The following is a 14,956-nucleotide window of genomic DNA, read 5'->3' as shown; positions in this document are numbered from 1 at the left end:
GCTGGATACATTGTGTTCCGGTATAGACCAAGTTTTTATATTTATGACGGATATGGTTTGACTAATTTGGAACCTTTCCTGTAGGTTAAAGTTAGCCGACTATCACAAAAAGAAGTTTTCCCTCTTTTTAATAGCTTGTATTTGTTCTTTAAGGTAAACTTGTTATTGTACATGAATTGGGGGGGAGATCTTATGACTTATAAACATAAAAGAAGGAGTTTTCTTATCAAAACCGAAAAGATCCTTATGGAATCAGATTCGGATGATACTTTGAATTTTGCTGAGTGGACTTGGAAAAAAGCTCACTTACGTTACAAGGAAAAAGATAAATATAAAAATGGATCAGTTTATTATCGTGGAATTTATTGGGTTCATCTTGGTTATAATATTGGAAGAGAACAGGATAAGCACAGACCCGTTGTAGTTGTCAGGACTGAAAAAAATTCGCCATTATGTGCCATAATACCTTTAACAACACAACGTTTAAATGATAATCTTTGGTATCATATCGATCTTGATGGTTTTGATAATACGGCACTTGTAGAGCATTTTCGTGTAATATCCAAAGATCGAATCGATTATCAAATGAGAAAAAGAGGTAAGTATGGAAAGGCGGGTTTTGAAGACATGAAGAAAATAAAGGGTGAAATTAAACGTATGTATGCATCAGGAATTTAATAGAAAACAATAGAAAGCTTGTTGACATATATACTAAATATAGTATAATAAAGATACATTATAAGTCCGCATTTAATTGCGTTGAAGTATTATTGGTCCAGAAAAGCAACCGATGAGTTAGGTTGCTTTTTTGTTGTAATAAATTCATACATTTTGCATACAATATTAATACATAATAGGTCCGTGGGGCTAACCCACGTCAGAATTATGTGTCAGGCTCTCCTTTTGGGGGAGCCTATTTACTTTTCGACTCTCTATGGAGATACAGATTGTAGTCGTTTAAGATGAGGGTTAATTGATAAAGAATTCAGTTTTTTGGTCATTACGGTTAGAACACTTTATATAATGAATAGTGGTGTATTGCTTTGCCATAAAATTAAGGGAAATTATATACGTTTAATCCTTTTTTAATTTGTGCAATTATTTTATTATCCTTGTGCAATCAAAGGTTTGGGTAATTATTGAAGGGGTGACGGACTGATGACCCTGATGGGCAGAATTCCGATTAGCGGGTATTTCGCGATCTTTCAATCAGGGAAGCCCATGGTGGAAGTGTCCTTTACCCAGTCCCTCATGGTTGTGTCATACTTCTACTTAGTAATTTCTTATTAACAAATTATATATCTACGGAATAACCTTCTCACATTGCCATTTTGTCCTTCTCTTTGCTGCGTAAAAAACATCCATTAAAGTCCAGCAACCTTAAATCACTCTTGTTATCTGGTGCTTGTATTTTGTACGTTCAATAGTCTACAATACATATGTCTGTGGGATTTTTATAATTGCGTTAATAAAATAGTACTAAATATTATATTTCGTGTATTTAGTGATATGTTTTTTTATTAGTGCATCATATAGGTTGCACTAGAATTGTACCAGTCTTTAATAATACAAAGTTCTAATAGGCTTACTTAAAAATACCGCCATGCCAAGAAATAATAAAACTAACTTTCCTGCTTAATCCCAGCTAATTTAAGTGCGATTAACGCTAGTGAAGCAGCAGTCAAAGTTAATTCCGAATTAGTAGACGTTAACGCTGATGACGTGACTGTTAAAGATCAAAATGGCAAAAAGCAACTCGTTAAATCAGTTGATATTTCTGATGCAAACGACGGTTCTACAACACTCAACGTAGAATTTTATGATGATCTTAAATCCGGTGAAACATATACATTCTCTGTTGATGTAGATGGAGAAACCATATCAAAGGATTTGGAATTTGAAATAGCTGAGGTTGGGGAAATTCAAGCAGAAGACCAGGTTATTTCCAATGGAGACGATCTAAGCTATACAGTGCTTGATGAAAACGGATTGGATATTACAGATTCAACAGAGGTTGAAGTGAACTCTAACAAAGACAATTCATTCACAGCTGAAAAAGGAAAAGTAACGACTACTTTGAACGATGAGTCCGCTTTTGTTGAGTTGTCATATGAAACTGAAGATGGCAAAACAGTAAAAACGGACCGTTTCCAAGTAAAATCACAATCTGAAAAGGCTGTTGAATTCGGTTCTGACTGGACTCTAGTAGATGGTGAAGAAGATTCCGGCAACTATGATGCTGACGATTACGAGCAGGATAATATTGTAACTATGGGCGATGATAAGTATCTTGATACAACATTCGTTGACCAGTTCGGTGATTCTATCGATAATGGCGATGTTGAATTTGAATCATTAGATACAAGTGTTGCGATTGTTGATAAGAACACAGGTAAAGTAATCCCTCGTGAAGCAGGTACTGTACCAGTTAGAGCAATGCTCAAAGATGGTGGCGAAACAGTAGCTACGAAAACAGTTGAACTTGAGGTTAAGGCTGAGGCAGAAGCTACTTCATTAAGTGTTGATGATTCAGATGTAACTGTTTCTAAAGACTTAAACGACACTGTTAAAATTTCCGGAGAAGTACTTGATCAATACGGCAATGTGTTCACAGCTGCTAATGATAATGAAGTTACAGTTGAATCAGATAGCGATGTAGTGAGCGTTGACCAAAATAGTACCGTTTCAGTTGATGAAAATGGCAAATTCAACGCTGAACTTAATGTTGAAAAAGCTGGCGATGCAACGGTTACCCTGTCATCCGACAATGTTAAAGATGCTACAGTTAATGTAACTGTCCAAAAAGCTGGCGATGTGGCTGACTATGAGCTCGCTGGCGTGCAAAACTTGGATATAAACGGTAGCGATAATAAGGATACTGTCGAAACAAGTGATTTAAACCTATATGAAGTTGATAAAGACGGTGTTCGTAAAGGTGAAGCAAATGATGTAACTTATACTGTCAAAAATGAAGATGGTAATGATGTTACAGAAGATGCAATTAGTAATGAAAATGCTCTAATTGCTGATGGTCTTGACAAAGGTAAGTATACTATCACTGCAAAAGTTGGCAGCTTAAATGTAGCAGAAGACTCCTTTGAAGTTGTTGATACAACACCTGAGACAAATTATGGAGTGAAGCTAACAAATAATAATATTGCGCTTAGTTCTGGTGAAGCTGATGGAAGTGGCGATGGAGTTTCACCGTTAGTTAACCAACTCAATGAAGCCTTTGAAGTTACTGAGAATGGTAGTGAAAGTAATACAAGTATAGCCAGCTACAATGTTGCGTCAAATAACTCTGATGTATTGAATTTCGGTGGCAATAATTCTGAAGAACAATTAGATGGTAGTAGTAACTATACGGTTGGTGTCTCAGATGGTTCTGCAAAACTCATTATAAACAGTGTAGAAATTGGCACAGGAGAAGATACTGAAACAGTTAATGTTAATGAAACTGTAACGATTGATGCCGAAGTTAATGATGCTGACAGCTTTGCCTATGCCATTGAGAATGCTGTTTCAGGTGATACCATTACACTTGATGGAGACATTGAGAGTGATGTTACAGTAGATCAAGGTGGCATCACAATTAATGGTGGTAATGATGAGCATTCCATCAAAGGTAATACTACTATCGGTACTACGAATAGTGGAAATAAGAATGCCGGTGTTGAAGATGTAACATTTGAAAATATGACTCTAAAAGGTAACAGCGAAAAGGATGAACGCGCAATCACAATTGGTTACTCAGATAACATTACATTTGACAATGTGACATTTAACGATGCCACCCGTGGTGTTCAAGGTGATAATTATGGTAATCCTGACCATCTAACTATCACAAACAGCACATTCAATACTGAATATGGTATTGCTGGTACTGAAAACACAGGTCTTGACAAAGTTGAAGGCAACACGTTCGCAACATCTGAAGAAGCTGTTGGTGTAGCTGGTAGTGCTAGTCTTGGCGAAGAAGTTAAAGAATCAGCATCAATTGCTCAAACGATTGCTGAAAACAACACAGATGACACTACAGATGGCACATACGTTGTAGATTATGGTAGTAGTAGTGATGCAGAATACAACCAGGATGGTAATAAAGTAGAAAGCGACTAAGGCTCTAATTAATAATTGTCTTGTCTAGGGGATAGTTACCAAGCAACATTAATATGTATAAATCAAAAAGAAGTCCTGTGGAGAGAAATCTCTGCGGGGCTTTTTTTGTTTTCTTGTTTATAAATTTTTTTCTGAAGACAGTCTTACATCGTTTAAAAATATATTATTTTAATGTAAGTGTCTATATTTAGATAAATATGTTAACACTACTCCTAAACAAATAATCAATGAAACGAGGATATTTATGAGTACATCTCAAAAGTACTGGGTGACTACTAAAGAGATAGTCCCAGAAAACAATCGGCAAATCTTAAATGACTTCCTGTTAAGCTTAAAACTTGCCAACAAGGCTGTGGTTACGATCACGAAGTATAAATGGATACTTGAGAAATTTCTTAGTGAATGCTCTGTATCCATCGAAGATTTAACGCCTGAACATATTCGGAACTGGCTATACGTCATAAGTGAAGGGAAAAAACCCAAAACGATAGACCTTTATCTATCGGCTTTAAAATCCTTTACTAACTTTTGTTTAGCTGAGGATTACTTGAATGCTCCAGTAATTAAAAGTCGTTGGAAACCAGCCATACCTGAAAGCTTACCCCAATATCTCAATGGAGAAGAACTGGCACGTGTGAAACGAGAGGCTGAAGATCTACCACTTAGGGATCGTGCTCTCATTCTTCTTTTGCTTTCCTCCGGCTGTCGTAAAACGGAAGCCTCTTACTTAAATATTGAAGATGTACAGCTGAAAAAGCGTACGGCTATGGTGATGGGAAAAGGAGGGAATCTTCGCCATATCCATTTATCCGAAGAATGTGCCCTTGTGTTGCAGGACTATTTGCAAACAAGGAATTACTGCGAAGGTGAACCTTTGTTTTTGAATAAGTTTGGTGGACGTTTGAAATCGACTGGCATCTATAAAGTCACAACCAAACTCGGCAAGCAGGCGGAATTATCACAGACGTTGTATCCGCATGTATGTCGCCATACGTTTGCAACCACAATGCTTGCGAAAGGCGCCGATTTGTCTTTCATTGCTGAAGAAATGGGCCATGCTAATGTAAACACAACACGTATTTATGCCCGCATTCCTACGGATGATCTGATAATGAAATATGAAAATATTATGGGGTGAATTTAATGGATAATCTGGACGCCCAGCAATCGTTTTTGCTGGATAACCAACATTTTTATAGTTCCGAAACTGTGCGAAGCTACCGGATATCATTAGGGCAGTTTTTCAATTTTTGCGGGAAGGATTATGATGCAATAAAGCCTTCTAACATTCGTGTGTGGCTGTCACATATGGAGGGTGAAGGCTTTAAACCCCGGACGATTAACCTCAAATTGAGTGCAGTTAAATCTTTTTATCAGTACTGCATGGAAGAACAAAAAATTAAGAAAGACCCAACAATAACAATAGAAACACCACAGAAAGAAGAAACTCTTCCGTATTATTTAAGCAAACGCAGACTGGCACTTCTTCAGGAACTGGTAAAAGGGAATCCCAGAGACCGGGCGATTGTTGAAACACTTTATACAACAGGTGTCCGCATAAGTGAATGTCTTAATATCCGAATGGAAGACATCAAATGGGAAAGCCGGCAAATTTGGATCCGTAAGGGTAAAGGCAACAAAGAACGCTTTGTTCTTTTCACCCATGAATGCGCTGAGCGCTTGAATGAATATCTTGAAAAACGATCATTTGAAAGCCCGTTTCTCTTTGCCAGTCCCCGTGGCGAATCGCTCAGTCGTTGTTTGATAGATCATCAGTTTAGAGAGTTTTCTGGTGAATTAGGTTTTAAAGTCACGCCCCATACTCTAAGGCACACCTTTGCCGCGCATTTGGCCGAGAAAAATATGCCGCAAAGTTATATCCAGGAACTACTTGGTCACGCCAATATCAACAGTACACATATCTATACACGTCTTCGTGAGAATGCACGCAAAAAGCAATATGACCGCTATCAAACATGAAAGGGTGATATTTATGGAGGATCAATATTGGAAATTAAAACGGCCTTTAGTCAATGACGAAAACAAAAGAATGATTGAGGATTATCTGTTGAAGTTAAAGGAAACAGGTTTAAAAAGGGTCACGATCAACGGTTACCGAAAGGACTTACAACATTTTTTTAAAGACCAGCAAGCGCATTTTTCCTCGTTATCATGGAAGGATATATCGAATCATTTTCAAAGCAATTATAATCTGAAAAACTCATCCTATCGAACAAAATTATCGAGTCTCGATGGTTTTTATCATTTTTGTGCAATGGAAGGCTATTTGGCAAATTCCCCTATACCATCAGAACATCTAACACCCACCAAAAGAGAGACCCAATTTATGAAGGAAAAGTATTATGAGTTAACAAAACCGCTGGCAAATGTTGAAAACGAAAAGGTGATAGACGAATACTTATCTACTTTAAATCAAAACGGTTTAAACAGGATGACACTTATGAATTATAAGAATACCTTGACAAGTTTTTTTGTTGATAAAGAGGCACCTTTTTCTGCTTTATCGTGGGAAGATATATCAAAACATTTTTTAGACTATCAAACCCATTTAACTGATTACACATACCAAGGTTATGTAAGCATTTTAACCGCTTTTTATAACTTTTGTGTCCAAAGAGGTTATATGCCTTGGTCCCCTATGAAAAAGAGAAGGTTCGTTATACAAGAAGAAAAACAGTGTCAGGATGACGCATACTGGAAGCCTCAAAAGCCGATCGTCAATCAGGAAAATAAAAAAGTTATTGAAGACTTTTTATTAAGCTTTAAACTAGCGAACCGGAGTCGAAATACCATTATTCTGTATCGGAAATACTTAGAGGTATTTTTTGGTGATCAAAAGGAAGTATTTTCGTCTATACCATCTGAGGTAATATTTAAAACGCTTAAGTATCATACGTCCCATCTTAAGATCTCTACGTACCAGAAATTTCTGACCGTGCTTTCCTCTTTTTATAATTTTTGTGTTGAAGAAGGTTACTTAGATAAAACACCCATTAAAAAACGTTGGTATCCTCGTCTGCCAAAAGCTCTTCCTAAATATTTAACCAAAAAAGACATTGCGAAATTACGCAAGGTAACGGAGAAAGAGTCATTGAGAAATCAAATTCTGGTGGAGTTTATGCTTGTATCGGGTAGTCGTGTTGGAGAAGTGCGCAATCTTAATGTTGAGGATATTGATCTGGAAACTCGCACAGCTCAGGTGAAAGGAAAAGGTAATAAAATGCGTTATGTTCACTTTACTGAAAAGTGTGCTCTACTTTTAGAACGCCATCTAGACGCAAATCCTGGTGGTGATTTTCCACTCATTTCAGGACCGACAGGAAAACGTCTTACGATAATAATGATGGAAGTGATCATAAGAAGATTAGGGAAAGAAGCCGGCTTATCGACGCCATTGCACCCTCATCGGTTGCGTCATACCTTTGCAACAAACCTGCTTACCAAGGGGGCGGATCTTGCGTTTATTTCACGTGAACTGGGGCACTCGGATCTCGCAACGACACAGGTCTATGCACGTCTCCCGAAACAAGAAATTATTACACAGTACAGACGATTTATGGAGTGAAGGAGAAGAATTATGATAACTGCAAAAAATAGAATTAAACAATTTATAGACGAGTATCACTTCCGGCTTGAAAACAATACATTGATTAAGTACCAAAATGCTATCCAACAATTTTTGAGTTTTTGTAACAAAGACTTTGATAACATTACGAGGAAGGATGTCCGGGATTGGCAACAGCGTTTAAATAGAAATGCCTATATGCCAAGCACGATTCATGCGAAAATCGCTGCCTTGAAAACGTTCTTTAGCTATTGTCAGGAAGAAAAACTTGTACAACGTAATCCAGCCGACGATATATTACTACCCAAAAAAGCGGAGCCGACGCCTCATTATTTAACACAAGAACGGCTTGTTCAATTACGTAATCTTGTCAGGGGGAATCTCATACAAAGAGCTGTGATTGAAACGTTTTTAACAACAGGGGTTCGATTAAGAGAGCTAACGAACATGAAATTAGAAAATGTATACTGGTCAGAACGCATGATGATCATTCCGGAAGGAAAGAATAAGCGGGAACGGGTGATTTTATTTACAAAAGATTGTGCTGAGCATCTTAATAGCTACTTACAAACGCGCGATGATGATCTTCCGTATCTTTTCGCGAACACCCTGGGAACAAGACCGCTTCAGCCACGTACGATTCAGCATTGGTTTGAGAATTACCGTAAGGAACTGGGATTTTATTTAACCGTTCACACGTTGCGGCACACTTTTGCAGCTAATTTAGCTCAGAAAGGAATGGCATTATCATCAATCCAGGTATTACTCGGGCATGAAAATCCGGAAAATACTCAGGTCTATGTGAACTTGTATGCAGATGCCCAAAAACAATTGTATGACGAATGGATGTAGATTTCAAAGAGTTATTTTTATTTAAATAAACACTGTTAACAGTAATTAACAAACGCTCTTCAAAGTGGTTTGATTCCTTGTATGCCAAGGGATTAAACCACTTTTTTGATGTTTAAAGTTTAGAACGTAGGTGCGACTAACGCTACAGTTGATGCTATTACAGATCAACAAGTTCTTGGGTTAACAATTAATGGTGGCGAAGAGGTAACTGTTAATGAATTAACAGATGCTGGCTACACAGTTGAATTCCAAGCCACATCAGATGTGTTTGATTCTACAGGCTTAACTAGTGCTTCTGGTGAATTAGATGAGAGTTCAATTGAAAATGGTGATGAATTCTCTTATAAAGTTGTAATTTCAAAAGATGATGCTAGTGTGGAATCTTCACTAGCTGATGTTAAAGTTGTTAATAAGTCAGCAACATTTACTGATATCACTTCATATACTTTACGCCTAGATTCAAATGATTCTGATGATGTAACTACTGGAACTGATGATCAGGCAGCAGACCCAGTATTAACTAGCAACACATTAGTGGTTGGTGAAACTGCAATTGTTGATGAATTAGAGGGTACAAACCTAAACGGTGATACAGAAAAAGCAATTACTGATGCTGACTTCTCTTCATCAAACCCAGCTGTTGCAACTGTTAATTCTAATGGTCACATTACAGCTCAATCATCCGGTACTACAGACATCACTATAACTAAAGGTGATGTTACCCAGACATTCACGATTACTGTAGAAACAGAGGCACGTGAGTTAACTAATGCTACTTTTAGTGAAGATGAAGTTAAATTAGTAAATGGACAAACTCGCAAAGGTCTCACTGGTCAAGCAACTGACCAATATGGCGATCCATACTTTGTTGATAACACTGATGGTGATTTAACTGTTTCTTCTGCATTAAATGCTGACGATGAAGTAATCGCAGAGCCACTTAAACCAGATGATCAATCTGAATCAGGAGTAGTTACAGACAAAGATGGTAAATTTGCATTTGCTATCGAAGCTTCTACTGATAAAGTTGGTAGCGGGGACATTGAAGTTAAACGTAATGACACTGTTGTTGCAACAGTTAACGTTACGGTTTCTGATGATAACACTGCAGCTACACATAAATTGGAACTTTCAAGTGGTAAAGATTTAACTCTTGATAGTTATGCAGGTGCAGATGACCAAACATTGACTCTTCAATATAATGGTTATAATGCAGATGGTTATTTAGTAGGGCCTAAAACATTTAAAGATTCTGAAACTACTGATGCATATTCAGTAAAATCATCAGATTCTAATATAGTATCTGTTGGTGTGTCTGACAATGATAATGCGCTGGCAAAGAATCAATTGATGTTAATGCTGTGGGTGAAGGTACTGCATCTGTAGAAATTTACTATGGTTCTGTTAAAGTAGACTCAGTAGAAGTAACAGTAAATGATTCTACACCATCACTTTCAAGTCTTGAGTTGAAAGAAGTAGAAGAAATTTCAACTACTGATGGAACTTCTACTGCTCAAGAATTTGTATTAAGTGATGCATTTACTGTAGAAAGTGGTGCAGTAGTGGGAGCAACACTTTCTGGATCTTCTGAAGACGTAAAATTAGACTTAGACGACAAGGTTTTATACGTTGAAAGTGGTTCTGAAGAAGCTGAGTTTAATAATAATGATGGTGATGATATTAAACTTGCAGATATCTCTTTAGCCCTAGACTTTACAACTAATGATACCACTTATACTGATGGTTTAGACTTAGAAGCTGGGGATAAAGGTAACATTGTTCTTAAAGTTACTCCTGTTGGAGAAACTAACCCAGTAGCAACACAAGTTATTACAGTAGATATTCCTGTTGGAAGCTAATTAAACAAAACGTTACTTCATAAACTAGCAATCTAGTGAAAGACGTAAAATTAGACCTCATGATTTAACTCCAAGTTATATTCATGGGGTCTTTTTTCTAGGCTCTATAATATTTGTTGGGGTACTAGAAATATTCTAAATAAAAAAACACGCAATCTCCTAATTTTGTTAGACTTGTTTAGGACCAAATAAACATAGAACAAAAGGAGATGCATAAGGTCCAACTAGGTGGATGGTATCAAGAATTGATTAATAAGATGACTTCACACGAAAGAACTACATTTATATCACAAGCATATCAACAACCAGAAGATATTGTTTTTGGAGAAAAAAATCAGGTTTGTCAGGTTTGTTGCCTGTCACTCCCCGAAATATGTCGAACGATTGTTCTTGACAAGAAGGGAGTCCTGTGGAGAGAAATCTCTGCAGGGCTTTTCTTTTTCTCTTATTTTATTTTAGTGTATTAGTACTTCCATCTTTTTTTGTGTCAATCACTCATGTATATTCTTTGAATATGTATTTATGTAATGAGTCCTTCATATGAAAAACAAAGTAGCGGGAAAGATTAGTGTTTGATTCCGGGCATCGACAGAATTATATTAAGAATTGGAGAAGGATAGCCGATATATATTAAGTAACCACATAAAAGTGGAGGATGATATTTTGGACTTTTTGTATATGGCAATTACTTGGAATTCTAAGAGCATAGCCACTGTTCTTGCTGCTGTGATTGCAGCTATTGCAGCTGTTTGTTCAGCAATTTTCTCTAAAAATGCTTCTAATAAATCAAATGAGGTTGCTTATGAGATTGGTAAATTGGATAGTAGGATGCAGAAAGAGAGACGATTTATCGATACAATTAGTGCCGAGCGCGTCGTCTGGATAAACAAATTAAGAGAGAGCTTCGCCACTTTTAATAAACAGCTTTTTGTAACTTCGCGAATGCGAAACAGAGAGAAGTTAAACCAGCCAATCGATAGGGGTGATTTTAACAATTGTATTTCAGAATTAGTGTATATATTGAATCTCATAGAACTATACTTAAACCCTACGGAAAGACCTGTAAAGAGGCTATTGGATATTGGAAATGATCTGATTGATCAGCTCACAGATTCAGCAGGAAAAGTATATTTAAAAGATGAATATGAAAAGTTGGTTGAGGAAATGACCTTTCATCAGCAAGTAATCTTGAAATCCGAATGGGCCAGAGTCAAGGAAGAGGCAGAAAAGGGAGAGCAAATAGATGACAGAAGAATGAAGGAATTGATGCTGGAATCTGCTAAGAGTATTGATAAGCAAGGGGAATATCGATATTATTACAAGTCTAATTAAGGATTGGATACCGCGAGGTCAGACCGTACGGTCAAGCAAAGTCATAACATATAGCGCAAGTCCTGTGGAGAGTAAAATCTCCGTTGGGCTTTTTTCCTTCTATTCTTATAAATATCGAAAAATAGAAAAAGGTCGAGCTATGTCCTCCCATCACTCCCGCTGCCATTCCCCTTCACAATCCGGACACTGCCATTTCACAATACAATCTTTTTCTATACCGGAAATACCAATTTTTCTGGTAAAGTGTGGCTCCGTACAGATGCTGCTGTTCTTCAGGAATTGGGTCTCCTTGTAAATCAGTACCGCAGTAAGGGCAGTATTCTTTACTATCGTTTAATTTTCTCATTTTCTTCACCGCATAATTGCGGATGTAATTGAATAATGAAATCAATATACACAAGATGATATAGATTCTTCAATTAAATGTTCAAGAGTATCCAATGCTTCTTTTGCATATTCTTTAGAAATTAACGGAGGTCTGTTTCCATGAACAATGTGGTTTCTGTACTCCGTTATCTTGTTTATTTGTTTATCTAGCATTTTATAACTTTTCATATTTGGTAAAGGAACTTCAATGTACATTTTTTTAATTACTCTATGTATACTTGGATGACGTTTTCCATTGAATTTGCAAAGAAAGTTATCGATATCCTTTTTTCTCCACCTAGTTTTTAATCGTTCATAAATATGTTCATAAATAAAGCTTTCTAATGCAATATTGGCCTCAACAATCGTCATGGGATAATCTTCAAGGTAAAATCTACTTTTTGCGTTAGCTAATGCTAACTTCCAGTACGAGTAAGATTTATTGGATGAAAGATAATCACTAGCCTTTTTAGGAACTTGTATCCTCTCTGTTCGAGAAGTAATTCCACGAAAGGACAGGAAACCGCTTATTGGCCTTCTATTTTGAAAAAGGCAACTATATTGAATACCATCTAACAAATCATCTTTTTTGATATTTTGAATGTGATATTCTTCTGGATTATAAATTTTATAAACATCTAATAATTTATTTATAGAGGCAATTGATAATTCTACGTAATCATAATCACTATTAAAAGTGTTGAAAGTGACGCTGAGTTCAGTATAGGATAGTAATCCATGTCTTTCCCTAATTAATTCCGCATTTCCCGCTATTATATATTCTCCACTTGTTTTTCTTTGTTCTTCTTCACTTTTAAAATGGTTATTTAAATTTATTTTAACATCCACATTATTTACTTTTACATCAACTGGGCCAATCCACTTGAGAGAAAACGGAATCTTAAATGTAATATAAAGTGATTCAAATTGATCATAATCTTCCATGAGTTTACTAATCATCGTATATATATCTAGCTTGTTTACTGTCAAAATATCACCCCGTTTTAGAATAATTAGAAGGTGTGCTTCGCAAGTACTTGGATCTTCCTCTTTCTACTAACTAGAATACTCAATACGTTTATAATTGTTAAAAATATTAGAAAATGGCAGAAGTCGCTGCTATGCCCCCCCTTTCACTTCGCTACATTCCCGTTCACATTGAGAACATTGCCATCTGATTAGGAGGGACACGTGGACAGGTTCCTTGTTCCAAGTAAAGGTTTCAGCCCCCCCCCACTGCTTCAAAGAATGAGTAGTTGAGGGGCTGTCAGCTACATTTACAAATAGTGCCGTATTAAAACAAGAGTTTAATGATTAGTAGTAGCTGCTGCTGATTGGGAATTGACCACAAGCACTTTCCCTATTCTAGTCTATTATCACTACTAACAACATTATCATCTTTCTTTTCTAAAGTCGCTATCTTAGACTCCAATACAGCTTGTCTATCTTCTAGATTTTTAATGATTTCTTCTAAATTCCTCTTTTCCTTTTGTTCATTTTCTAATTCATTAAATACATTAGTTACTTCAGTAGCCACTTCAACATAAAAGTCCAATAACTTTTTGTCATAATTTAAACCTAATCTTAAAATCGTTAAACCAATTGCCGAGAAGGTGAAAGCTGTGCTAATAACACTACTTAATTCAGTTAAAAACTCAAATTTCAAAAACGGAACTAGGATTAACGAAAGAACTGCAAAAAGGATGACTATACGTTTAATTATTTTTAATAACCCTATCTTTAATAATGGTTTATTTACCTTCTCGTTTGCTTCTAAAATTGCTAGTTCAATAAAATCACTAAAAACAAATAGTATTCCTGCAAAAGAAAATGAAATAATTGTTAAATTAGTTAAATCAACTCATCCAAAAAAATACAATATTCCTAAAATGACAAATGCGCTTCCGATATACTTTAAATAACTATTTGCTTCATTTAAATCATCTAGTAAAAAAACTTTTCTTTTAATAAAAGATTTTATTTTACTCACGATTAGCCTCCACCCTTTCAACCTCTCTTATACAGATTATAACAAGATTTTCCTTAGTGCTGTCACTCTTAGATATATGTCATTGTTTGTTGAAAGAATGATAGGTTAATAGGCAAGTCTTGTGGAGAGAAATATCTGAAGGCTTTTTTATTTTTAGAACAAAGCATGAATTGTTAGAAAGTAATTAGTTCATCACAATCAGAAAGTGTTTAAATAAGTTATAATATAATTGGGGTGATAGTAATGGAGAAAGATGCCATAATAAGTTTCTTTAAGTCTGTTAAGGAACTAAGAGAAAAAGGTGTCGTGAGATCAGATAAGTATTTAGGGGATATAGGTGAGTATATTTGCCAACAGAAGTATGGTATCGAGCTATGCCAATCTGGAAGACAAAAAGGGTATGATGGAATAAAGGGTGGAAAAAAGTATCAAATTAAATTTCATAACTCCGCCAAAAGAACAAATGAATATTTTGGAGATCCCGACGAATATGATTTAGTTTTATTGGTAGTGGGTCCAAGCAGTTTGTTAAGGAATGATCAGCACTACAATAAGTTTCATATTTATGAAATTAACAGCGAATATGTGAAAGAAAACTTTAGGCAAAAGTCAGGTTATTGTTGTGGTAAAGAAAAATTAAGTAAAATGGATTATGATGTAATAGCTTTATAAGCATTTGCTATTCCTAATATTTTGCTACTTCTTGATGTGTATTGCAATAATATTTTAGGAAGAGAAGTGAAAATCATGAAAACATATTTAAAAACGTTATTATCACATAATGAAAAATTGACTTTTCCTCTACGACAACTGTAGGAGTGATTCCAATTACAAATTTGGGGGATTTGGATG

13 protein-coding genes are annotated in these 14,956 nt (G+C 35.9%); 10 read left to right on the top strand and 3 right to left on the bottom strand.

Annotated elements, in window-relative coordinates; genetic code table 11:
* The first annotated feature begins 192 nt into the window (after positions 1-192).
* From FFL34_RS07115 to FFL34_RS07075, 9 genes are all read left to right on the top strand, one after another.
* Positions 193-678 (top strand): type II toxin-antitoxin system PemK/MazF family toxin, encoded by a 486-nt coding sequence (locus tag FFL34_RS07115; RefSeq protein WP_171046311.1) that lies wholly within the window; start codon positions 193-195, stop codon positions 676-678.
* Positions 679-1,722: 1,044 nt separating this feature from the next.
* Positions 1,723-4,119: an Ig-like domain-containing protein gene (locus FFL34_RS07110; protein ID WP_138602771.1), complete on the top strand. Its 2,397-nt coding sequence runs from the start codon at positions 1,723-1,725 to the stop codon at positions 4,117-4,119.
* 244 nt (positions 4,120-4,363) lie between these two features.
* A complete protein-coding gene (locus FFL34_RS07105; RefSeq protein ID WP_138602769.1) occupies positions 4,364-5,257 on the top strand; it encodes a tyrosine-type recombinase/integrase in 894 nt (297 codons plus the stop codon).
* A 5-nt stretch (positions 5,258-5,262) separates the two neighbouring features.
* Positions 5,263-6,099: a site-specific tyrosine recombinase/integron integrase gene (xerA, locus tag FFL34_RS07100; protein WP_138602767.1), complete on the top strand. Its 837-nt coding sequence runs from the start codon at positions 5,263-5,265 to the stop codon at positions 6,097-6,099.
* Positions 6,100-6,112: 13 nt separating this feature from the next.
* Positions 6,113-7,705, top strand: a complete 1,593-nt coding sequence (locus FFL34_RS07095) for a tyrosine-type recombinase/integrase (RefSeq protein WP_171046310.1) — start codon at positions 6,113-6,115, stop codon at positions 7,703-7,705.
* A gap of 12 nt (positions 7,706-7,717) precedes the next feature.
* On the top strand, positions 7,718-8,557 hold the full coding sequence (locus tag FFL34_RS07090) for a tyrosine-type recombinase/integrase (RefSeq protein ID WP_138602763.1): 840 nt from the start codon (positions 7,718-7,720) through the stop codon (positions 8,555-8,557).
* Between the two features lie 264 nt (positions 8,558-8,821).
* Entirely contained in the window at positions 8,822-9,943 is a 1,122-nt protein-coding gene (locus FFL34_RS07085) for an Ig-like domain-containing protein (protein WP_171046309.1), read from the top strand.
* Positions 9,919-10,416 carry a hypothetical protein gene (locus FFL34_RS07080; RefSeq protein WP_138602759.1) on the top strand — a complete coding sequence of 166 codons (498 nt, stop codon included), beginning with the start codon at positions 9,919-9,921 and terminating at the stop codon, positions 10,414-10,416. The genes FFL34_RS07085 and FFL34_RS07080 overlap by 25 nt, the downstream gene beginning before the upstream one ends.
* A gap of 663 nt (positions 10,417-11,079) precedes the next feature.
* Positions 11,080-11,748 (top strand): hypothetical protein, encoded by a 669-nt coding sequence (locus FFL34_RS07075; RefSeq protein ID WP_138602757.1) that lies wholly within the window; start codon positions 11,080-11,082, stop codon positions 11,746-11,748.
* Between the two features lie 387 nt (positions 11,749-12,135).
* Here FFL34_RS07075 and FFL34_RS07065 read toward each other — a convergent pair whose 3' ends face one another.
* The 3 genes from FFL34_RS07065 to FFL34_RS18785 all read right to left on the bottom strand — a co-directional run bounded on the left by FFL34_RS07065 (position 12,136) and on the right by FFL34_RS18785 (position 14,104).
* Positions 12,136-13,104, bottom strand: coding sequence for a hypothetical protein (locus FFL34_RS07065; protein ID WP_138602755.1), 969 nt, complete (start codon positions 13,102-13,104; stop codon positions 12,136-12,138).
* 370 nt (positions 13,105-13,474) lie between these two features.
* Positions 13,475-13,780 carry a hypothetical protein gene (locus FFL34_RS07060; protein ID WP_138602753.1) on the bottom strand — a complete coding sequence of 102 codons (306 nt, stop codon included), beginning with the start codon at positions 13,778-13,780 and terminating at the stop codon, positions 13,475-13,477.
* A 195-nt stretch (positions 13,781-13,975) separates the two neighbouring features.
* On the bottom strand, positions 13,976-14,104 hold the full coding sequence (locus tag FFL34_RS18785; RefSeq protein WP_267900361.1) for a hypothetical protein: 129 nt from the start codon (positions 14,102-14,104) through the stop codon (positions 13,976-13,978).
* A 243-nt stretch (positions 14,105-14,347) separates the two neighbouring features.
* On the opposite strand from FFL34_RS18785, the gene FFL34_RS07055 reads away from it, so the two are divergent.
* Positions 14,348-14,776 (top strand): DUF6998 domain-containing protein, encoded by a 429-nt coding sequence (locus FFL34_RS07055; protein ID WP_138602751.1) that lies wholly within the window; start codon positions 14,348-14,350, stop codon positions 14,774-14,776.
* Positions 14,777-14,956: the final 180 nt, after the last annotated feature.

This window comes from Lentibacillus cibarius (genome assembly GCF_005887555.1).
Taxonomy (GTDB): domain Bacteria; phylum Bacillota; class Bacilli; order Bacillales; family Amphibacillaceae; genus Lentibacillus; species Lentibacillus cibarius.
This window is presented reverse-complemented; position numbering and strand designations above follow the sequence as displayed.